The organism is Jonquetella anthropi DSM 22815 (assembly GCF_000237805.1).
GTDB lineage: Bacteria > Synergistota > Synergistia > Synergistales > Dethiosulfovibrionaceae > Jonquetella > Jonquetella anthropi.
In genome coordinates this window covers 1,360,658-1,381,360 of sequence record NZ_CM001376.1, presented here as the reverse complement: position 1 = coordinate 1,381,360, position 20,703 = coordinate 1,360,658, and the positions used below count along the sequence as shown (strand labels likewise).

Here is a 20,703-nt window from a genome sequence, read left to right as displayed (position 1 = left end):
CTACGCTTCCCAGCTTCGGCGCAGCGTCTCGGTCGGGACGTGGAAAGCGCCCGACAGGGAGAGCGTTTTTCCGCCCGCCGTCCCAAGGAGAGCCAGCGGAACGTCGCCCCACAGGGCGGCAAACGCCTCGGCGTTCTCGGCCGACACGGCGTAAACGGCGGCGCAGGCACCTTCGCCGTACAGCTGAGGCTCGCTCAGACTGCCGGCGTTCAACCACGCGCCGACGGCGCTGGCCGCGGACTCCTTGGCCAAGGCGACGGCCAATCCGCCGCGGGACAGAGCCCTGCCGCTGTGAGCCAGACCGCTGCGGGCGGCCGCTCTGGCAGATCGATCGAACGTCCGCTCCCGGCCGAAGTCGACCGCTTCGGGCCGGCCGGCGGGGCCTTCGCCCCAAATTCGCTGGGCCAGCGAGCCGGCAAGGGTTCCGTTCAACCAGCCGGCGAGGAAAATAACGTCGCCTTCCTGCCACCGGCCGCTGCGGAGCAGGCCGCAGGCGTCGGGAATCAGGCCGACGGTCCCGACCAGCGGCGTTGGCAGAATCCCGCCCCGGCTCGTCTCGTTGTACAGGCTCACGTTGCCCGATACGACCGGGCAGTTCAGCTCGCGGCAGGCGTTCCCCAGACCGCGGACGCACTCGGACAGGGTCCAGAAGTTCTCCGGCTTCTCCGGCGAGGGGAAGTTCAGACAGTTGGTCAGACCGGCAGGCTCCGCGCCGGCAACGGCCAAGTCGCGGCAGCTCTTGGCGGTCAGCCGTTCGGTTCCCCGCTGAGGGTCGAGCCAGCACGCCCACGGGTCGGCTTCCATCGAGACGGCCGCGAGCCGGTCGGTCCCTTCAATCCGGAAGACCGAGACGGGCGAGCCGGGGCCGACGACCGTGTTGGTCTGGACCATCGAGTCGTACTGGACGTAAATCGCGTCCCGGGAACGGACGGCCGGATCGGCTAGGAGGGCTAAAAGGGCTTCGGCGCCCGATGGGATTGAAAACTCGCGGCTCTGCCAGCGGCTTTCCAAGTCCGGCCGCTCTGCCGGCCAGTCGATGACCGGGCAGTCGCTGCCGATCGTCGAGGCCGGAACGTCGGCGACGACATGGCCATTCCACAGGATCCGGTACGAGTCGCCTTCCTCGGTGCGGCCGATGACCGCCGCGCCAAGGCCCCACCTTGACGCGATGGCGAACACGTCGTCCAGCTTGTCGTCTTCAACGACGAGCAGCATGCGCTCCTGAGTCTCCGACAGGGCGATCTCCCACGGCTCCATGTCGGGGCTGCGGAGCGGCACGGCGCTGAAGTCCACCGTCATGCCCACGCCGCTCTTTGCGGCCACTTCGGACGACGACGACAGAATGCCCGCCGCGCCCATGTCCTGAACGGACACGAAAAGACCGGCGTCTCTCATCTCAAGACACGCCTCGACCAAGAGTTTTTCCTCGAACGGGTCGCCGATCTGAATGGACGGGCGGCTCGACGCGCTGTCGTCCTTGAGCTCTGCTGAAGCGAACGCCGCGCCGGCGATTCCGTCTCGGCCCGTGCGGGAGCCCAGCAGGACCACCGACTGGCCCGGACGGGCTTTCTGGGAGCTCACCAAGCTGGACAGCTTCACGACGCCGATGTTCATGGCGTTTACCAGCGGGTTGCCCTCGTAGCACGGGTCATACGCCGTCATGCCGCCGATCGTCGGAACGCCGATACAGTTGCCGTAGCTTCCGACGCCCTTGACAACCCCATCGTGGACCGACGACTCGGGCGAGCCGAAGAACAGGCCGTCGAGCGACGCCACTGGCCGAGCCCCCATGGCTAAAACGTCCCGAATAATGCCGCCCACGCCGGTCGCCGCGCCCTGCAACGGCGCCACGGCCGACGGGTGGTTGTGGCTTTCTACTTTGAAAGCGATTCCCCAGCCGTCGCCGCCGTCGATCACGCCGGCGTTTTCTCCCGGCCCCATGACGACCTTGGGCCCGGTGACCGGCAGGGTCTTGAGCAGCGGGCGGGTCGACTTGTAGCTGCAGTGTTCCGACCACATGACGCCCATAATCCGCAGCTCCAGATCGTTGGGTTCTCGGCCAAGCCTTCGGCACAGATCGTCGTATTCGCTCTGCCGAAGTCCCACGTCAGCGTAGTTCATTCGAGCCCCTCCGTTCAAGCCAGCTTTCGATCGACGTCCAGAATCTCCGGCCGTCGTCGCCGCCCAAGAGACTATCGGTGAAACGTTCCGGATGAGGCATCAGCCCGAAGACGTTGCCGGCTTCGTTGACGATCCCGGCGATGTTTTCCGTCGCGCCGTTCGGGTTGCTCTCTTCGGTCGTCTCCCCGGCGGCCGTGCAGTACCGAAGGACCACGCCGCGCCGTTCGTTCAGGCGTTTCAGCTCGTCTGGAGCGATCGTGAACCGCCCCTCGTTGTGGGCGATTGGGATCGTGATGACCTGACCGGCGGAAAAGTGTCCAGTGTAGGGCGTGTCAGTCCGCTCCACCCGCAGCGTCACGGGCTTGCAGACGAAGTGAATGCACTCGTTTTGCAACAGGGCGCCGGGCAACAGGCGCGTCTCGGTCAGCATCTGAAACCCGTTGCATATGCCAAGCACGAGGCCGCCGCGGGCCGCAAAGTCCTTGATCGAGTTCATCAGCGGAGAGTGGGCGGCCACAGCGCCGCACCGTAGATAGTCCCCGTAGGAAAAGCCGCCCGGCAGGACGACGAGGTCCGTCTCGGGCAGTTCGCTTTGGCCGTGCCACGCGGTGACCACAGGGCCGCCGGTTACCTGGTGAAGCGCCTTAATGACGTCCGTATCGCAGTTGCTTCCGGGAAAAATCGCAACGGCGCTTCTCACCGCCGCCCCTCCTCGTACTCGGCCGACCAGTCCTCAATGATGTCGTTGACCAGAAGGTCTGAACACATCTGGGCTACCGCCTTCTCGGCAGCCGCCTGATCGTCGGCCTGCAGGGACAGCCTGATATACTTGCCGACCCGGACGTCTTTCACCGCGTCAAAGCCCAGCCGCTTCAGCGAGCCGGCAACGGCCTTGCCCTGAGTGTCCAGAATGCCGTCCTTGAGGAAAACAAGCAGCTTGACGTCGAACGTCATGCGTCCATCCCCCGGGCGCTCAGACGCCGCCAGATCTCCTCGTACGCGCCCAGCACGTCGCCCAAGTCCTTGCGGAACCGGTCCTTGTCCAAATGGTCGTGGGTCTTCGAGTCCCAGAACCGGCAGGTGTCAGGGGAAATCTCGTCGGCCAGAAGCACGCGGCCTTTCTCGTCCCGGCCAAACTCCAATTTGAAGTCGACGAGCAGCACGCCGACGGACGCGAACAGCTCGGTTAAAAGTTTGTTCACCTTCAGGGCGATCGACTTGATCGTCGCCACTTCTTCTTCGGTCGCCCAGCCCAGAACGATCGCGTGATCGTCGTTGATCAGTGGGTCGTCCAACGCGTCGCTCTTGTATGAGAACTCGATGATGGGGCGGGAAAGCTTCTTTCCCTCTTCGACGCCCAGCCGGCGGCACAGCGAACCGGTCGTCACGTTTCGCACGATCGTCTCCAACGGGATGATCTCCACCTTGCGGATCAGCTGGTGAGTCTCGTCAACCTGCTTGATGAAGTGACTCTCCACGCCCTTTTTGGCCAGCCACGTGAAGATCCAGCTGCTGATGACGTTGTTCAGGTGTCCCTTGCCCGCCTTCTCGTCGCGTTTCTTCGCGTTGAACGCCGTCAGCGAATCCTTGTACTGAACCAGCAGAACGTTCGGATCATCGGTCGAAAAAATCTTCTTTGCCTTGCCCTCATACAGCAACTCTTCCGCCATGTCGAGCACCTCCAAAGGGGATTTTATGATTAACATTATCGTCCTATCTATTTAAATGTCAATGATATTTTAGGATATTAAAATCAGATTTGGTATTTTTGTCATCTTTAAATGTATTGGCGCTTTTTGTTGTTTTCAGCAAATTTTTCTTGGCCTAGGAATCGCTATGCCGTGGGGAGAAACTTTTCCCGGAAACGCGTTTGGACGGCATGGGAAAGCTGAGGCGGGTTCTCTTTTAGAAAACGAACTCGATTAAATACGTATGCTGAAAATTTTTTTGGAAAAGTAACGAAGTCTTGTCAGGGAGGGGGGGGATGATAAAATAAAGTCGCTGGTTCAAGGGGTAAGGATCAGCACCATACTTCGGCATTTTGGGAGGGATAACATGAAAGGATTTGCAATGCTCAAGATCGGACAGGTTGGCTGGATTGAGAAAGAACGGCCGGTTCCCGGTCCGATGGACGCGATCTGCCGCCCGCTCGCCCTTGCTCCCTGCACGTCTGACGTGCACACCGTTTGGGAAGGCGCTATTGGCGACCGGCACAACATGATTCTGGGACACGAGTGTTGCGGCGAGGTGGTTGAGGTCGGCTCGTTGGTCAAGGACTTCAAGCCTGGCGACAAGGTCCTCGTCCCGGCAATCACGCCGGACTGGAACTCCCTCGAAGCTCAGGCGGGCTTTTCCATGCACTCGGGCGGCATGCTAGCCGGCTGGAAGTTCTCCAACTTCAAAGACGGCGTGTTCGGCGAGTTCTTTCATGTGAACGACGCTGACGGCAACTTGGCGTTGCTTCCCGAGGGCGTCAGCCCGGCGGACGCCACGATGTTGTCCGACATGGTTCCTACAGGGTTCCACGGCGCTGAGCTGGCGGACGTTCAGTACGGCGACACGGTTCTCGTCATCGGCATCGGCCCGGTCGGGCTCATGTCGGTTGCCGGGACGGCGCTCCGCGGCGCTGGCCGGATCATCGCCGTCGGCACGAGAAAAGCCTGCGTTGAAGCCGCCAAGTTCTACGGCGCAAGCGATTTCGTGAGCTACAAGGACGGCCCGATCGACCAACAGGTTCTTGACCTGACCAAGGGCAAGGGCGTCGACAAAGTCATCATCGCCGGCGGCACAGTGGACAGCTTCGCCCCGGCCGTGAAATGCCTGAAGCCGGGTGGAAAGATCGGCAACGTCAACTATCTGGGCTCGGGCGAGTTCGTCAAGGTGCCGCGCGTCGAGTGGGGCGTCGGCATGGGACACAAGGTCATCGCCGGCGGCCTGATGCCCGGCGGACGGCTGCGCATGGAAAAGCTCGGGCTGCTCGTCTCGTCCGGCCGTCTTGACGTGAGCAAGCTCCTCACGCATCGGTTCGAGGGATTCAAGCACGTCGAAGACGCGTTGATGCTGATGAAGGCCAAGCCTGACGACCTCATCAAGCCGGTTGTCGTCCTGTAAAGTTAAAACACTCTGGGCCGAGGCAGAAGCCTCGGCCCAATTTGCAAAAGGAGCGTGACGCGGGTGAAGGTTCTCGTGGTATCCGGTTTTCTTGGGGCGGGGAAAACGACGTTTATCAAAGAGCTGGTGAAGCGAACTTCATTCGCGGAACTTGTCATTCTTGAGAACGAGTACGGACAAGTCGGCTTGGATGGAGAAGCCCTGCGGGAGCAAAAGTTGGACGTTTGGGAGCTGGCAGAAGGCTGTATTTGCTGTTCGATGAAAGGGAACTTCGCCGCGTCGGTGCTGACGATCGCCAATACGCTTGCGCCCGAGTTCCTGATCGTGGAGCCCAGCGGCGTCGGGCTGCTCTCGTCGATCACAGCCAACCTGAAAAAAATAGCCTACAGTCAGATCCAACTGCTGGCCCCTGTGGCGCTGGTGGACGCGCCGGCGTGGCGGGGCCTCATGGACGAGTACGGCCAGTACGTGACCGATCAGGTGCAGACTGCTGCGTCAATTCTCATCACGAAGACCGATCGAGCGGAAGGCCGAGATATGGAGAGCCTGAAAAAATGGCTGGCTCAGCTGAACCCGTCCGCTGAGGTGATTGACGATTACCGCGCCCAGCCGTCATCGTGGTGGGGCGGGCTCCTTCATCGCCCGCTGGGGCAGGTGGAGATCCCTCTTCCTCCGGCCGGCGTCCCGGCGCTGGAATCAGTCGCGTTTCTCGGCCTTGAGGCCGACGCGATCGAGAAGGTCATGGGGTGGGTGGAAAGCCTGCTGTCGGGTCAATGCGGCCGAGTCGTTCGGGCGAAGGGCGTTTTAACCGTTCAGGGACAGCCGACCCGGTTTGAGGTGGCCGGCGGGACGTTCTCCATCGAGACTTGCGAAGCGGCCCCGGAGCCTCGGGCGGTTGTCATCGGGACGAACCTGAACCGGCAAAACCTTGAAAAAATCTTTGCCCCGGCGGCCGTTGCGGTTCACGACAGCTGATTAAAAAACAGGAGGCACGAAACGCGCGCGCGCGTTTCGTGCCTCCTGTCGTTTGTGTGTTGCAGGCTCGGTCAGCTTTGTGTTAAGCCGGCGTCGCCTCTTTTTTCTTTTCTGGCTTAGGGGCTGGGACGTTGGGTCCGAAGCCGATAATCGCGCCGGTGGGGCATTTGCCGACCGAAGCGGCGCAGCCCTCGCAGTGGGCGTTAATGACCCGGGGCAGGTTGCCGTCCATCGCGATGGCGCCGTCAGGCGACAGCTTGGCGCAGATGGAGCAGCCGATGCAGCCCACAGAGCAGACGGCCTTGACCGCTGGTCCCTTGTTGGGGTTGTTGCAGGCGATGCGCACCAGCGAGTTCTTGGGGATCATGGTAATGAGTCCCCTCGGGCAGGCTTCCACGCAGGCCCGACAGCCGACGCAGGCATCATCGTCGACTTTTGCGATGCCGTCGGCCAGATGGAGCGCGTTAAACTTACACGCTTTGACGCAGGTTCCAAACCCCAGACAGCCCGACTGGCAGGCTTTGGAGCCGCCGCCGGGGATAACGCTGGCCGATCGGCAGTCCATAATGCCCATGTACCCCGACCAGTCGACTGCCGCCGAGCTGGTGCCCCGGCAGGCCACCCAAGCGACCATCGGCTCGGAGGCGTCAGCCGCGCGGCCGAGAATGGCGGCGATTTTCGCCGCGCATGCCGCGCCGCCGGGGCCGCACTTGTTGAGCGGCGCGCCGCTGACGACGGCCCGAGCGTAAGCGTCGCAGCCTGAGAAACCGCAGCCGCCGCAGTTCGCGCCGGGCAGAACCTCGCGAACCAACGACACGCGGGAGTCTTCCGTGACGGCAAATTTCTTGGCGGAGAAGCCGAGAAGCAGGCCAAGAACGGCGCCGATAATGCCAAGAATCAGAATAGGTCCAAGTATAGACATAGCCGCACCCCCTAGATCATGCCGCTGAAGCCCAGAAAGGCTATGGACATGAGTGACGCCGTCACGAGGTTAATCGGCAGGCCGCGCATGAACTCAGGCATATCCGGGTTGTTCGCCAGCCGTTCGCGGATTCCGGCCATCAGGCAGATGGCCAGCAGGTAGCCGCAGGCCGCGCCAAACGCGTTGACCATCGTCTGGGCGAACGAGTAGTGCCGGGCGACGTTCGTCAGCGCAATGCCAAGAACGGCGCAGTTGGTCGTGATCAGCGGAAGGTAGATACCCAGAGCAAAGTACAGCCCCTGCCACATCTTCTTGATGACCATCTCAACGAACTGAACCAACGCGGCGATGACCAGAATGAACCCCAGCGTGTTCAAGTATTCCAGACCAGTCGGGACGAGAACGAGCGTGTAGAGCAGCCACGAGGCAGCCGACGCCAGCATCATGACGAACACGACGGCGGCTCCCATGCCGAAGGCCGTCGCGATCGACGTGGAAACGCCCAAGAAGCTGCAGATGCCAAGGAACTGGCTCAGGACGATGTTATGAACCAGCAGCGCGTCGATGAAAATCAAAAACAAGGCAGACATTCGTCACGCCCCCTTAATGCGCGCAGCCGGACGGATTCGTGATCCGCCGGTTGACTCGGCGCAGCCGGAGGTTGTTCCAGCTGATGACGGCCATGATGAGGCCGATCACCAAGAACGCGCCGGGCGCCAGAACGAGCAGCAGCGCCGGCTGGAAGCCCTGAGGGAACACGGACCACCCCAGCAGAGTGCCATTACCGAACATCTCGCGGATTGCGCTGATGATCAGCAGTGCGACGGTAAAGCCCAGCCCAAAGCCAAGTCCATCCCAGAGGGAGTGGAGAACCGAGTTCTTCGACGCGTAGGCTTCGGCGCGGGCCAAGATGATACAGTTCACGACGATCAACGGCACGAACACGCCCAAAGAGGCGTTCAGCGCGGGGAAGTACCCCTTCATCAGCATCTGAATGACCGTGACGAAAGTGGCGATGACGATGATGAAGCAGGGGATACGGATTTTGTCCGGGACGAAGTTCTTAATGCTGGAAATAGCCACGTTTGACCCTAACAGGACGAGCGTCGAGGCGACGCCGAGCCCGAGGCCGTTGGCCACGCTGCTCGTGACGGCCAGTGACGGGCACATGCCGATAATCTGGACGAAAATCGGGTTTTGGAGGAGGATTCCGCTTTTCAGCCGCTCCATTAAAACGTTCACTGGCTCATCTCTCCTTTCAGCTGTTCTCTGAACATCTTCAACGCCTCATTGACTCCCCGGGCGACGGCTCGGGAAGTAATCGTGGCGCCTGTGATGGCCTGTACTTTGGTCGTTCCACCGGCGCCGTTCGCCGGGGCGGGAGCCGGAGCGTCCGAGTCTTCGTCGTCCGAGTTGGAAATCTCATTGGCGATGGCCGACGCGGTTCCAGCGGCGGTAGTGGTGGCGCTGCTGACGGCTTGTGCCTCGGTGCTCTTCGAAGAACCGCCCTGAGACGGTTCAGCCGCCTGCTTGACGATCTCGACGGTCCCAGATGCGTTCTTGAATCGGTCTTGGAACCATTGAGTTGAAGCGTTCGCGCCAAGTCCCGGCGTCTCGGTATGGGAGAGAACCTTGAGCCCCTGAATCACGCCTGAAGCGTCGATTCCAACCATGAAAACCACCGGCCCGCCGTAACCCTGACTGGATACGGTTACGTTGCAGCCGATCGTTTTTCCCGAAGCCTTGCCCATCGAAAGGGCGACCACCAACGGATAGCCGGCCGGGATGGCGTGTTCCTCGAATTGGTCCGCCTTCGGTAGCACGGCCCTCATGGCCGCCTGAGTCCTGGCGGCCTCCTCCCGGGCGATCGGTCCCCGGGTCACAGTCGAGACAACTCCGAGCAGCAGCCCGGCCAGAGCGGTGACAATCCCCAGTTTAACGGAAAGCATCAGCGTCTCGTTTTTTATCTTCAAGAGGTTCATCAGTGCTTCACCTCCCCGAAGACGTGAGGCGTCATGAACCGGTCGATCATCGGGGTGAACAGGTTCATGATGAGGATCGAATAGCTGACCCCTTCGGTGTAGCCGCCGTACAGACGGATAACGGTCGTCAAAACGCCGCAGCCGGCTGCGAAAATCATCTGTCCGTTCTTGGTGAACGGGGACGTGGTGTAGTCGGTCGCCATGAAAAAGGCGCCCAGCATCAGGCCGCCGGCGAACAGCTCATAGATCCCATTGCCGGTGAAAAATCCGTGGCGTCCCAGAAGAGTCGTCAACACGAGCACGGTCGCCAAGTACACGACCGGGATATGCCAAGAGATGATCTTTTTGTACAGCAGCCACGCGCCACCGATTAAAAGGGCAAGAGCGCTCGTCTCTCCCAAGCACCCGCCCACGTGACCTGCAAACAGGCTCCAGAACGACGGCAGAGCGCCGCCCGGAACGTGCTTCAGCAGGGCGAGCGGCGTTGCCGTTGACACGCCGTCCAATGTCCAGCGGGTCATCAGCGCGGGCCACGACGCAAGAAGCGCCGCGCGGGCTGCCAGAGCGGGGTTGACGATGTTCTGTCCGATGCCGCCGAATAGGAACTTGACCACGCCGATGGCGAAGACGCCGCCGATGACCGGGAGCCACAGGGGCACGGAAGGCGGCAGGTTAAAGGCCAGAAGAATTCCGGTGACGACGGCGCTCAGGTCGCCCACCGTCTGAACTCGGCCGGAAAGGCGAGTGCAGAGCGCTTCTGTGGCGACGCAGGTGATGACGCAGACGACGGTCACGGCCAAGGCGTGCATGCCGAAAAAGATTACTGAAGCGACGATCGACGGCACGAGTGCCAAAACGACGTTCCCCATAATGGAAGAGACCGAGTCGGGCGCTCCAACGTGAGGGGACGAACTGAGATAAAGTCTCGGGTCAGTCATGGCGGTCACTTCTTTCTGTTCATGGCGGCCACGTATTTTTTGCCTTCCTTGCACGTCTGGGTAAGGAACCGCCCAGCCGGGCAGGAGTACGTGCAGGCGCCGCACTCAATGCAGTTCATGCCGCCTCTGGCCTGAAACGCCTTGTAGTCCTGAAGCCGAACCACCGCGTCGAGCGCAGAGGGAAGAAGCCCCATCGGGCAGGCTTCAATACAGCGGCCGCAGCGAATGCAGCGCGTCTCAGGGCGAACCTTGAGGGCCGCAGCCGTCAGGGCAAGCAGGCCTGACGTCCCTTTGACAACGGGAACGTCAAGGGAGTGGAGGGACATGCCCATCATCGGGCCGCCGGCCAAAAGCTTCATCGGCTCGGCGGTAAAGCCGCCCGCGGCGTCGAGAACTTCGCGGACAGAGATACCAAGGGGTACGCGGTAGTTGCCCGGATTGGCGATGGCGTCGCCCGAAACGGTGATGATCCGCTTCAGGCTCGTCCGGCCGTGGCGCAGCGCGTATCCGATGTCGTAGGTCGTGTAGGTATTGCAGACGATCGCCCCAACGTCGGCGGGAAGTTTGCCGGGAGGAACGCTTCGTCCGGTGATGGCGTAGATGAGCTGTTTTTCGCCGCCCTGCGGGTATTTGGACTTCAGGACTTTGAGGCTTGCCCGCTCGTCGAAACCGTCAAGGAGGACCTGGAACTTCGCAATAGCCTCCGGCTTGTTGTCCTCAATGCCGACGGACAACTTGGCCTCCGGGAACAGAACGAGCAGCGCCCGGATGCCGTCCATAATCGGCTGGGGATCTTCAAGGATCAGACGATAATCGCAGGTCAGGTACGGTTCGCACTCTGACGCGTTGATGATCAGCTGGTCGACGACAGCGTCTTTCGGCGGCGTCAGCTTGATGAACGTCGGGAAACCGGCTCCGCCCATGCCGACGATGCCGGTGTTCTTGATGACGTCGCGGATTGTTGCCGGATCGAGGGACTCGATATCGCCGCAGGGCGAAAGGGGCGCCTCTTCGTACAGGCCGTCACTGTCAACTGTCACAGCCGGGCAGACAGTCCCCGCAATCGTCATCACCGGGGCGACGGCTTTGACCGTGCCGGAGACGCTGGAAACCACAGGCGCCGAGACGAAGCCCTGAGGCTCGCCGATGACCTGTCCTACGAGAACTCGGTCGCCCGGCGCGACCGTCGGCTTGCAGGGCGCGCCGATATGTTGGGACATCGGAAAAACGAGCGGCCCCACCGGCTGAAGATCTCGGATCGGGCAGTCGGCCGTCAGTTTGTTTTCTGGCGGATGGACCCCTCGTTTGAACGTGAGAGTGCTCATGTTGTTATCGTCCTCCCCTCGCTGGTGAAAAAAGAGCGCTATACAAAATTCCTACCCCTCTAAAACGTTTTTAGGACAGTGCCATTATATAACGTATACTGTATGGAAGAAAGGTTTAGCCTCTCGTGAAGTTTTTCCCTTGCTGGATTGCTGGCGCTTTTCAGTCGGGGAGACGGCCCGAAGACGGCTTGAAGACGGTCCGGCAAGGGGGTCGGTCTTTTGGTTTCCCACGCCGAAAAAGCGAAGAGAAATTAGAGGCTAGGAACGTTTCAGAGGCCGTTTTCGGCTATAATGAACGTGAAAGCGCAGTTATGACGGGAGGGATCTTATGAAGGAGATCAAGTTTCTTGCTGCCTGTGTCGGCCTGTTGACGGTTATCGCGGTCGGGGCGGTGCTGAACGTCGCCCAAAACGTTTTTATGCCCCTTCTGATCGCGTGGCTTCTCTCGTTCGTCGTCGCGCCGGCGGTTCGTTTCCTGACGGCCCATCGGGTTCCCATGTGGCTGACCGTCTTTCTCGTCATCGGAGTGCTTTTCGCCATCGTCTTCGGCGTGGTTACGGTCATCTCGGATCGGATGAGCGAGTTCATCCAGATCGTTCCCATGTACTACGAGCGGCTGCTGACCATCGTGAAGGACGTGAGTTCTAGGCTGAGCGTGCCCCCCACGTTCTGGAACACCATCGACTGGGGAAGTCAGCTGCGGCTGAGGCTGTTGCAGCTGTCCGGTTCGGTATTCTCCCTCTCGTCGTCAACGGTCATGGTTTTTATCTTCCTGATGTTCATCTTGGTGGGGAGCCCGTACGTTGAGCTGAAACTTCGCCGGGCGTTCGCCGACGAGAAGTCCTTTCACCGGGTGGTCGGCATGCTGGCGACCATTTCCAGCCAGATCGGTCGCTTCTTGGGGGTTATGGCTCTGATCAGCGCCGTGACCGGGCTGTGCGTGTGGATGGCTTTGAGCCTTCTTAAAGTTGAGTTCGCCGCGTCATGGGGACTTTTGGCGTTTGCCCTCAACTTCATCCCTACCGTCGGGTCCATCGTCGCGTCCATTCCGCCGATCCTTGTGGCGGTCGTTCAGTTCTATCCCGGGTTCGTCCTGCCTCTGGCAACGGCTCTGTCCCTTTTGGCCATTCAAATGCTCATCGGCAACATCATCACGCCGAAGGTCATGGGCGATCGGCTAAACCTGAGCCCGGTGGTGATTCTCCTTTCCCTGCTGTTTTGGGGGTGGCTGTGGGGCGTCATGGGGGCGCTTCTTGCGATGCCGCTGGCGGCGATCCTGAAGATCGTTTGCGAAAACTTCCCGTCGCTGAACGTCTTGGCGGTGATGATGGGATCAGGGAAAAACTACAGCCAAAAATAGCCGATCTTGTCAGGCGGTCTCTTTTATGGTACATTCACTCGGTATCATTAACTCTTAGCTCTGTCCGTTTGGAGGTGTAACCTATGAAAAAGGACATCCATCCCGCTTATGGTCCGTGCAAAGTTACCTGTGCCTGCGGGAATCAGTTCGAGACGAGGGCAACAGTGCCCGAAATCAAGGTTGGTGTCTGTTCGGCCTGCCACCCGTTTTACACCGGCAAGAAGGGCCGCGTCCTGTCAGAAGCAGGGCGGCTTGAGAAGTTCAACAAGAAATATGCCGGGGTCAATTACGGCCAGAAGGAAGAGTCGAAGTAGCCCCTTCGAGGGACGCCGGTCTAGGCGTCCCTCTATTTTTTATTTTTCAGCATATTTCCCCGAATGGAGGCAGTCATGCGAGTTCAGCTGATCAATAAAACGCCGAATTTCCTTCGGACGATTTGGACGGCCGGCCGAACCTGTCACAGCGCGGTCGAGCCGCAGGAGCTCTTCTGTCAGGATCAGAGCGAGTCGGCCATGCTCAAGCTGATCGACTTTCTTGTCAGTCAGAAGCACCTGAGCACGCTGGAACATTGCTCGATGACGTTTGCGGTGAGCGGCGTCAGCCGCACCCTGCTGGCTCAGTACAGCCGGCACCGGATTGGCGTCAGCCTGTCGGTTCAAAGCCAGCGGTACGTTTCCGAGCGAAGCGATCGGGGCGGACAGTTCGACTTCGTCACGCCGCGTTCGATCGAGTCGGAGGCCGCGGTGGAATGCTACCGACAGGCGATGGCCGATGCTCAGAACGCCTATGATCGGCTCTGCGCGCTGGGGGTTCCGATGGAGGACGCCCGGTTTGTCCTTCCGGGGGGCATTACCACCCAGTTCGTCACCACGCTGAACCTTCGGTCGTTCCTCGACATTTATGAAAAGCGAGTTCGGGTCAAGGGCGCGCAGTGGGAAATCCGCGCCATGGTCAAGGCGATGGCGCAGGAGCTGATCGCTTCGGAGCCGTGGCTTATTCGCTATTTGCCCGAGGAGGCCGAAAAGTGACAAGCAGGACCGTCTGCGGCGTTTTGGGGCTTCTCGGGGCCGCGCTGACCTCCGAAGGGCGCCCGGCGCCGATGCCCGTGGGCGGTCAGGCGGTCATTGAAGGCGTGATGATGAAAGGCTACACCCGCTGGGGCATGGCGGTCCGCGATGGGGCGGGCAAACTGGTGCGCGAGCACTGGCCGCTGAAGCCGGTGAAGCTCGGCGGCGCCGAGAAGTGGCCTGTGCTCCGCGGTTTTTTGGTCATGGTGGAAATGCTCGTCGCCGGGTTTCACGGCCTGTCTCGGTCGACTGAGATTTCCTTGGGCGAAGAGGAAGACCTGACGACCAAAGACTTGATTCTCACCGGCGTTTTGGCGTTCGCCGCCGTCGCCGGGCTATTCGTCGTGTTGCCCATGATTCTGGGCAAACTGAGCGCTCGGTGGCTGGGGCTGCCTGTATGGGGCGCGAACGTGCTGGAAGGCCTTTTCAGGGGCGGCGTCTTCATCGCTTATTTAGGGCTTCTCGGGGCGTGGAAGGATATGGCCCGTGTGCTGGCCTACCACGGCGCGGAGCACAAGACGATCAACGCCTATGAGGGCGGCCTGCCGATGGACGTTTCGACCATCGGGCGCTGTTCCCGCATTCACCCGCGGTGCGGCACATCGTTTTTGATGGTCGTCGTCGTGGTGAGCATCGTCGTGTTCTCTCTGGTCGGGCAGGGCGGTTTTCTCTGGCGGACCGGCATGAGGATCCTGCTGATCCCGGCGGTCGTCGGCCTGTCGTTTGAGATCATTCGATGGTCAACCCGAAGCACCGTCGGAGCCTGCGTGATGAAGCCTGCTTTGTTTCTGCAGTATCTTACAACCCGCGAGCCTGACGCCTCGCAGATTGAAGCTGGGCGCGCGGCGCTCGAAGAGGCGCTGGGACGGACGTTTGCGCCGGACGAAAGGAATTGTTAACCGTGCAGATACAGAAGCGATTGGCGGAAATAGAACAGGCATATCGGGAGATCGAGGCGAAGATGGGCGATCCCGCCGTGGCGTCCAACGTCAAAGAGATGGGCGTGTTGGGCAAGAAACACGCTGATCTCCAGCCGGTGGTCGAGCTTTGGCAGGAGTACCGTCAAGTAGAGGCAGGCTTGGCGGAAGCCAAGAGCCTTGAGGACAGCGAAGACGCCGAAATGGCCGAACTGGCAAAAGAAGAGGCGGCCAGCGCGGTCAAACGGCTGGAAGAAATTGAGGCGGAGCTTCACCGTCAGCTTTTGCCGAAGGACCCGAACGACGAGAAGGACGTCATCGTGGAAATTCGCGCCGGCACCGGCGGCGACGAGGCCAGTCTGTTTGCTGCCGACCTGTACCGAATGTACAGCCGGTTCGTCGAGCGGGAGGGCTGGCGGTCAGAGATCGTCGAGGAAAACGAGACAGAAGTCGGCGGTTACAAGGAAATCGTCTTCCAAGTCAAAGGGGCTGGAGCCTACAGCAAGCTCAAGTTTGAAAGCGGAGTGCACCGGGTCCAGCGCGTGCCAGCCACCGAGGCGTCAGGTCGAATCCACACGTCGGCCGCCACGGTTGCGGTCATGCCTCAGGCTGAGGACGTGGAAATTGAAATCCGGCCCGAAGATCTGGACATCGACACGTACCGTTCCAGCGGTGCCGGCGGGCAGCACGTCAACATGACCGACTCGGCGGTTCGGATCACCCACAAGCCCACGGGGCTCGTCGTCACTTGTCAGGACGAGCGCAGCCAGATTAAAAACCGCGCGAAGGCCATGATGGTCCTGCGGGCCAGACTGTACGACTTAGAGCTTCAGAAGAAACAGTCCGAAGAGGCCAGCACCCGTCGCGGCATGATCGGCTCAGGAGATCGGTCCGAGCGAATCCGCACCTATAACTTCCCCCAGAATCGGGTTACAGATCACCGAATCGGGTTGACGCTTTACAAGCTGGACTACATGCTGGACGGCGACATCTACGAGATGATCGACGCGCTGACGATGGCTGATCAGGCGGCTAAACTTCAGGCGCAGAATGAGGCTTGAGCTTCCCGACCAATCGAGCCTTGGAGCGTGGCGCCGCGCTCTGATCAAAGAGCTTGCCGACTTTCCGTCGCCGGCCGTCGAAGCTGACGCGCTGCTCGGCGGGCTGTTCGGCTGGAATCGGACGGCGCTTCACGCTCGGCTTCAGGACCCTGTGGGGGCTGAAGAAGCCCGCGTCATCTCGTCTGCCCTGTGCCGGCGGCTGAACCGGGAGCCGGTTCAGTACATCACCGGCCGCTGCCAGTTCTGGGGGCGGAACCTGAAAGTCCTTCCGGGCTGTCTGGTGCCGCGCCCTGAGACGGAGTTTCTCGTCCAGGCTGTGCTGAGCCGGTTCAAGGCCGGAACGTTCCTCGACTGGGGAACCGGGACGGGCTGCATCGCCCTGTCCCTGTTGACCGAGCAGCCCAAGGCCCGGGCCGTCATGGCGGAAATCAACCCTCGGAGCATCAAATGCGCGTGGGAAAACCTCAAAGAAGCGGGGCTTCTGTCCCGGGCGCTGCTGTGGCACAGCAGGACGCCGGACGATATCCCCGGCGGGCCGTTTGACCTGATCATCTCCAACCCGCCGTACGTGCCATCAGGCCAAGTCGACGGACTGATGCCCGAAGTGTCCCAGTGGGAGCCGCGGGTTGCGCTCGACGGAGGTCCGGACGGGCTGGTTCCGTACGGGCCGTTGATCTATTTTGCCCGCTCCCGGCTCGTTCCCGGGGGGCTTCTTGCCGTCGAGTTCGGCGGCGCCTCTCAAGTCCAGTCCCTGAGGCAGATGGCCGAAGGGCTAAGCGAGCTGGAGTGCGGCGCGGACCTGTCGGGCGAAAAGAGGTATTTCCTCTGGCAAAAACCTGAAGCATGACGGATAAACGGGCGGTACTTTCTGTTATAATGTTTGACGAATCACCTTAGACGGACGTGGCGCAAGCGCACGGCAAACGAGAAGGAGACGATGTGAAGATGGAACAGCGGGATCTTGTGATCATCGGCGGCGGCCCTGCCGGGCTGGCAGCAGCGGTTTACGGCATGAGAACTGGCCTCAAGACGGCCGTCCTTGAGCGGGGCAACTTCGGCGGCGCAATCAACAAGACGGAAGAGATCGAGAACTATCCGGGCGTGGCTCACGCCAGCGGGCCGGAGATCGGCAAAATGCTGAAAGATCACGCCATGAAGTTCAACGCTGAATTTGTCGACTGCACGGTCAAGAGCCTTGACTGCAGCGGCAAGACCAAAATCATCAAGACTGACGCCGGCGACTTTGAGGCCAAGGCTGTCATTCTGGCGACCGGCGCCGAGTTCAAAAAACTCGGGTTCCCCGGCGAGCTGGAGTTCGGCGGCAAGGGCGTGAGCTACTGCGCCACCTGCGACGCCAACTTCTTTGAGGGCTGCGACGTGGCGGTCATCGGCGGCGGAAACACCGCCGTCGAAGAGAGCTGCTACCTGACCGGCTTCGCCTCCAAGGTGTACATCGTTCACCGCCGCGACCAGTTCAGAGCTGACCAGATGGCCGTTGACCGTCTGATGAAGAACGATAAGATCGAGCGAGTCATGGACTCGGTTGTCGACTCCATTCAGGGCGATGACTTCGTGAACAAGCTCGTTGTCAAGAACGTCAAGACCGGCGAGCTTCGCGAGATCGCCGTCGAAGGCGTCTTCATGTTTGTCGGCATGGAGCCCAACAACCAGCTGGTTGACGGGCTGGTCGACACGGTCAAGGGCGGCTGGATCAAGGTCGACGAAAACATGGCCACCAGCGTCCCCGGTCTGTTTGCGGCCGGCGACGTGAGAGACACGCCGCTCCGTCAGGTGATCACCGCTGCTTCTGACGGTGCTGTCGCCGCGATGGCTGCTCACAACTACATCGTTAACAATTTCTAGCTTTTGTCCCTTGGGGCAAAACCCTGCCCCGACTAGGGCAGCCGGGCGGGATCGGGCCTTTAAAGGCCCGCCCGCCCTTTTTAGTCCCGTGAGAGGACGGTGAACGCCTGTGATCGTCACAGTAACGCTCAATCCAGCCGTGGATGAAGAGTACCTGATGCCGCACTTTGCCAGCGGTCAGTGGACCCGCTCCCTGTCCTCCCAGCGAACTCCCGGCGGTTCGGGGGTCAACGTGGCGCTCATGCTGCAGCAGATGGGCTACGAGACGGCTGCTATGGGATTTTTGGCCGGCTTTAACGGCGATTACATCCGAGACGCCCTGCGGCGCGCTGGCATCACGACGAACTTCGTCCACGTGCCGGGCGAAACTCGGACGAACGTGAATATCATTGACACGGCCACCGAGTCGGAGACTTGCATCGTCGAAGAGGGGCCGAAAATCGACGCCGAGGCGGTTCGCTTTTTCCTAGCTAACTACAGCCGAATGCTCAATCGGGCGTCGGCTGTCGTGCTCGGCGGCTCTCTGCCGCCTGGCGTCCCGGTGGACTTCTACAGGGACCTGTGCTTGGGGGCCCGGGAAGCCGGGCTCCCGGTGTACGTCAACGCGGTCGGGCCGGAGCTGATGGGCGCCCTCGCCGGCGACCCGCTGTACGCCAACGTGGACCATCGGTTCCTGATGGGAACCGGATCCCGGATCGATGACTCGGTCGAAGCCCAAAAACGGGCGGTCTCAGAGGTTCGGGCCTTGGGCGTTCGGTGGGCCGTCGCGTCATGTCAAGTAGGCGGCGAAGTGTTTTCGACGCCGGCGGGAATTTGGCTGGCCAACTGCCGCGAAAAAATGGAAACCCGTTCGCTGTTCACGTTTGACGACGCCATCACAGCCGGCATCGTGACGGCGACTCTTGAAGGCATGGAAGTTCAAGACGCCGTGAAGTTCGCGATGGCGTGCGCCTTAGAGGACAGCAGCCACTCCATGAAGGGCGTCAGAAGCCGTCGGGCTGTCGAAGACCGAGTCGAGTCAGTCTCGCTCCGGCGGCTTGACTGACCGGCGTTTAAAATCTGCAGGGAGGTGATCACATGTACCAGTCGTTGTACCGGCGCTACAGGCCCCAGTCGTTTTCTGATGTCGTCGGCCAGACGGTTGCTGTGGACGTGATCACCCGCAGCCTGTCCTCCGGCAGAATCGGGCACGCGTACCTTTTTTCGGGCCCGCGCGGGTGCGGCAAGACGACCGTAGCCCGGCTGCTGGCAAAAGCCGTCAACTGCACTGCCCGAAACGGCGCCGAGCCGTGCGGGCAGTGTCAAAGCTGTCTGGCCATTCGGGACGGGCGGAGCCTCGACGTGGTGGAAATCGACGGCGCGTCGAACAACACAGTTGACGAGGTCCGGGAGCTGAAGGCCAACGTCGGCCTAGCATCGTTCGGCGGCAACTGGAAAGTGTACATCATCGACGAGGTCCATATGCTGTCGGCGTCGGCGTTCAACGCGCTTCTCAAGACGCTGGAGGAGCCGCCCGAACGGGTCATGTTCATCTTGGCCACGACCGAGCCGCATAAAGTGCCGGCCACAATTCGTTCCCGGTGCCAGCATATCCCGTTTCACGGGCTGTCGGTTCCCGACATCGTGTCTCAGCTGAAGGACGTGACGGCTCGGGAAGGGCTTTCCGCCGAGAGCGAAGCCCTGTGGGAAATTGCCCGCAGCAGCGACGGCGGCATGAGAGACGGACTGTCGCTGCTGGAACAGGTTATCGCGCTGGGCGGCGGGAGCGTGACGAAAGCCGCAGTTTCGCAGCTCACCGGCGGCGGCTCAACAGAAGAAATTCAGAGCTGGCTCTCCCTGTGCCGGACCGATCCGGCGCGAAGCGTCAGCGTGCTTTCAGATATGTTTCTGAGCGGGGCGTTGCCTGAACGGTTGGTATCCAACGTCTTTTCCTCGGTCAGAAACCTGTGGCTTCTCGTCCGATGGGGCCAGGCCGGACTCGCCGGCACGGCCTTTTCGGAGGACGAAGAAGGGTGGCTTCTGCGCGAGGGAGAAGCCGCTCGCGGGCATTCCGGCAGCCTCGAATCGTTTTTGGTTCGGCTCGCCGCCCTGACGCCGCAAATTCGCCGTGGCATGGGAAGCTCGGTGGTCGCCGGGCTGGTCTCCATGTGGGCCGTTGACGCACTGAGCGGAAAGGAGCCAGCCGTCGCTGAGCCCCCTGTCATGAAGCCGTCGATCCCGGCGAATCGGGTCTTTTCGTCGCCCGCTCCTGCAGCTCCGGCTCAAGACGGCGGCAAAACGGGCGTTTCTTCCGAGCGGGAGCCTTCGGCAAGTCGGGCCCCTGAGCCTGCCTTGACCGTCGACCTGCCGCCGCGTGAAACGGAAAACGAGCCTCAGAACGCTCAGCCGTTCCAAGAGGAGGCCGAACAGCCGGCGTCGGTAGAAGAAAAAGTTAATGCCTCCAGTCCCGTCAGTTTGGAAGAGGACCCCGGGCGGATGGCAGAGGCCGTAGACGAGCTGCGGAAGTTCCCTGCCGCGGAAGATCCCGTCCTGTGGACGGTGGTTCACCTTGCTTCCTTTGCCGGCGGCGAGGGCGGCGTGACAGTCGACCTTGACGGCAGCCAGACGATAGCTTGGGAAGCGATGAACGACCGACGGATGGCCGCGCTTCGTGGCCGGCTGAAGGCTCACTTCCCCGATTTGGAAAACGTGACGGTCCGGTTTTGCGGCCAGACCCGCGACTGTTCCGGCCTGACCGAGCTGGAAGACGCGGAAAAGATGATCTCCCGCATGGCCGGAGCGAAAGAGGAAAAAGCGGACCAAGAGGCCGAGTCGGCCGAAGGGAGCGAGCCGGCAAAAGCGGGCCTGCAGATTTCTCCCGTTGAGGTTGAGCCGGTCCCTGCTGAGCCTGCCGGCGCCGCTCAGGAGAAGAAGGTTGGAGCGCAGGCAGAGTCGGTGCTTGATATGCTCGCTCATCTGCCGCCGGCGGACTTGCTGTACTACCGAAAAGAGACTGACAACGAACACGAAGAGACCGAGCCCTGATCTTCCATTTAGGAGAGCGGGACTTTTCAAGGAGGTG

At 61.1% G+C, this 20,703-nt stretch carries 21 protein-coding genes; 11 read left to right on the top strand and 10 right to left on the bottom strand.

The genetic code is table 11. The annotated features are described in order from the left end of the window. From purL to purC, 4 genes are read right to left on the bottom strand one after another with little or no spacing between them, the layout of a single operon-like run. Complete coding sequence (gene purL, locus JONANDRAFT_RS06435; RefSeq protein ID WP_008521753.1) at positions 1-2,121, bottom strand: phosphoribosylformylglycinamidine synthase subunit PurL; 2,121 nt, start codon at positions 2,119-2,121, stop codon at positions 1-3. Then, on the bottom strand, positions 2,108-2,821 hold the full coding sequence (purQ, locus tag JONANDRAFT_RS06430; RefSeq protein WP_008521752.1) for a phosphoribosylformylglycinamidine synthase subunit PurQ: 714 nt from the start codon (positions 2,819-2,821) through the stop codon (positions 2,108-2,110). The genes purL and purQ overlap by 14 nt, the downstream gene beginning before the upstream one ends. Beyond that, positions 2,818-3,075 carry a phosphoribosylformylglycinamidine synthase subunit PurS gene (purS, locus tag JONANDRAFT_RS06425; RefSeq protein WP_008521751.1) on the bottom strand — a complete coding sequence of 86 codons (258 nt, stop codon included), beginning with the start codon at positions 3,073-3,075 and terminating at the stop codon, positions 2,818-2,820. The genes purQ and purS overlap by 4 nt, the downstream gene beginning before the upstream one ends. Then, complete coding sequence (gene purC / locus JONANDRAFT_RS06420; protein WP_021775769.1) at positions 3,072-3,791, bottom strand: phosphoribosylaminoimidazolesuccinocarboxamide synthase; 720 nt, start codon at positions 3,789-3,791, stop codon at positions 3,072-3,074. Before purC ends, purS begins: the two co-directional genes overlap by 4 nt. Positions 3,792-4,176: 385 nt before the next feature. Between purC and JONANDRAFT_RS06415 the strand changes: the two genes are divergently transcribed. Further along, positions 4,177-5,232, top strand: a complete 1,056-nt coding sequence (locus tag JONANDRAFT_RS06415; protein ID WP_008521749.1) for an NAD(P)-dependent alcohol dehydrogenase — start codon at positions 4,177-4,179, stop codon at positions 5,230-5,232. Positions 5,233-5,295: 63 nt separating this feature from the next. Then, positions 5,296-6,207 (top strand): CobW family GTP-binding protein, encoded by a 912-nt coding sequence (locus JONANDRAFT_RS06410; RefSeq protein WP_008523251.1) that lies wholly within the window; start codon positions 5,296-5,298, stop codon positions 6,205-6,207. Positions 6,208-6,289: 82 nt separating this feature from the next. Here JONANDRAFT_RS06410 and JONANDRAFT_RS06405 read toward each other — a convergent pair whose 3' ends face one another. From JONANDRAFT_RS06405 to rsxC, 6 genes are read right to left on the bottom strand one after another with little or no spacing between them, the layout of a single operon-like run. Then, complete coding sequence (locus tag JONANDRAFT_RS06405) at positions 6,290-7,129, bottom strand: RnfABCDGE type electron transport complex subunit B (protein WP_008523249.1); 840 nt, start codon at positions 7,127-7,129, stop codon at positions 6,290-6,292. A gap of 11 nt (positions 7,130-7,140) precedes the next feature. Next, positions 7,141-7,719, bottom strand: coding sequence for an electron transport complex protein RnfA (locus JONANDRAFT_RS06400; RefSeq protein WP_008521746.1), 579 nt, complete (start codon positions 7,717-7,719; stop codon positions 7,141-7,143). Between the two features lie 13 nt (positions 7,720-7,732). Then, entirely contained in the window at positions 7,733-8,371 is a 639-nt protein-coding gene (rsxE, locus tag JONANDRAFT_RS06395; protein WP_008523248.1) for an electron transport complex subunit RsxE, read from the bottom strand. Further along, the gene (locus JONANDRAFT_RS06390; RefSeq protein ID WP_008521744.1) at positions 8,368-9,111 is read right to left on the bottom strand and encodes an FMN-binding protein; all 744 of its coding nucleotides are present in this window, start codon (positions 9,109-9,111) and stop codon (positions 8,368-8,370) included. The genes rsxE and JONANDRAFT_RS06390 overlap by 4 nt, the downstream gene beginning before the upstream one ends. After that, positions 9,111-10,049: an RnfABCDGE type electron transport complex subunit D gene (locus JONANDRAFT_RS06385; RefSeq protein WP_008523245.1), complete on the bottom strand. Its 939-nt coding sequence runs from the start codon at positions 10,047-10,049 to the stop codon at positions 9,111-9,113. Before JONANDRAFT_RS06385 ends, JONANDRAFT_RS06390 begins: the two co-directional genes overlap by 1 nt. A 5-nt stretch (positions 10,050-10,054) precedes the next feature. Beyond that, complete coding sequence (gene rsxC / locus JONANDRAFT_RS06380) at positions 10,055-11,374, bottom strand: electron transport complex subunit RsxC (protein WP_008523244.1); 1,320 nt, start codon at positions 11,372-11,374, stop codon at positions 10,055-10,057. 328 nt (positions 11,375-11,702) lie between these two features. Here rsxC and JONANDRAFT_RS06375 point away from each other — a divergent pair, with 328 nt between their 5' ends. The 9 genes from JONANDRAFT_RS06375 to dnaX all read left to right on the top strand — a co-directional run bounded on the left by JONANDRAFT_RS06375 (position 11,703) and on the right by dnaX (position 20,666). Further along, positions 11,703-12,734 (top strand): AI-2E family transporter, encoded by a 1,032-nt coding sequence (locus JONANDRAFT_RS06375; RefSeq protein ID WP_008521740.1) that lies wholly within the window; start codon positions 11,703-11,705, stop codon positions 12,732-12,734. A gap of 83 nt (positions 12,735-12,817) precedes the next feature. Then, entirely contained in the window at positions 12,818-13,048 is a 231-nt protein-coding gene (gene rpmE, locus JONANDRAFT_RS06370) for a 50S ribosomal protein L31 (protein WP_008521739.1), read from the top strand. Between the two features lie 75 nt (positions 13,049-13,123). Continuing rightward, the gene (gene thyX, locus JONANDRAFT_RS06365; RefSeq protein WP_008523243.1) at positions 13,124-13,762 is read left to right on the top strand and encodes an FAD-dependent thymidylate synthase; all 639 of its coding nucleotides are present in this window, start codon (positions 13,124-13,126) and stop codon (positions 13,760-13,762) included. Further along, on the top strand, positions 13,759-14,700 hold the full coding sequence (locus tag JONANDRAFT_RS06360) for a DUF1385 domain-containing protein (protein ID WP_008523242.1): 942 nt from the start codon (positions 13,759-13,761) through the stop codon (positions 14,698-14,700). The genes thyX and JONANDRAFT_RS06360 overlap by 4 nt, the downstream gene beginning before the upstream one ends. 2 nt (positions 14,701-14,702) lie before the next feature. Beyond that, on the top strand, positions 14,703-15,779 hold the full coding sequence (prfA, locus tag JONANDRAFT_RS06355; RefSeq protein ID WP_008523241.1) for a peptide chain release factor 1: 1,077 nt from the start codon (positions 14,703-14,705) through the stop codon (positions 15,777-15,779). Continuing rightward, entirely contained in the window at positions 15,769-16,626 is an 858-nt protein-coding gene (prmC, locus tag JONANDRAFT_RS06350; RefSeq protein WP_008521735.1) for a peptide chain release factor N(5)-glutamine methyltransferase, read from the top strand. The genes prfA and prmC overlap by 11 nt, the downstream gene beginning before the upstream one ends. A 98-nt stretch (positions 16,627-16,724) precedes the next feature. Beyond that, positions 16,725-17,642 carry a thioredoxin-disulfide reductase gene (gene trxB, locus JONANDRAFT_RS06345; RefSeq protein ID WP_008523240.1) on the top strand — a complete coding sequence of 306 codons (918 nt, stop codon included), beginning with the start codon at positions 16,725-16,727 and terminating at the stop codon, positions 17,640-17,642. Positions 17,643-17,751: 109 nt separating this feature from the next. Further along, positions 17,752-18,687 carry a 1-phosphofructokinase family hexose kinase gene (locus tag JONANDRAFT_RS06340; RefSeq protein WP_008521733.1) on the top strand — a complete coding sequence of 312 codons (936 nt, stop codon included), beginning with the start codon at positions 17,752-17,754 and terminating at the stop codon, positions 18,685-18,687. A 32-nt stretch (positions 18,688-18,719) separates the two neighbouring features. Continuing rightward, positions 18,720-20,666, top strand: coding sequence for a DNA polymerase III subunit gamma/tau (dnaX, locus tag JONANDRAFT_RS06335; RefSeq protein WP_008521732.1), 1,947 nt, complete (start codon positions 18,720-18,722; stop codon positions 20,664-20,666). Positions 20,667-20,703 lie beyond the last annotated feature (37 nt).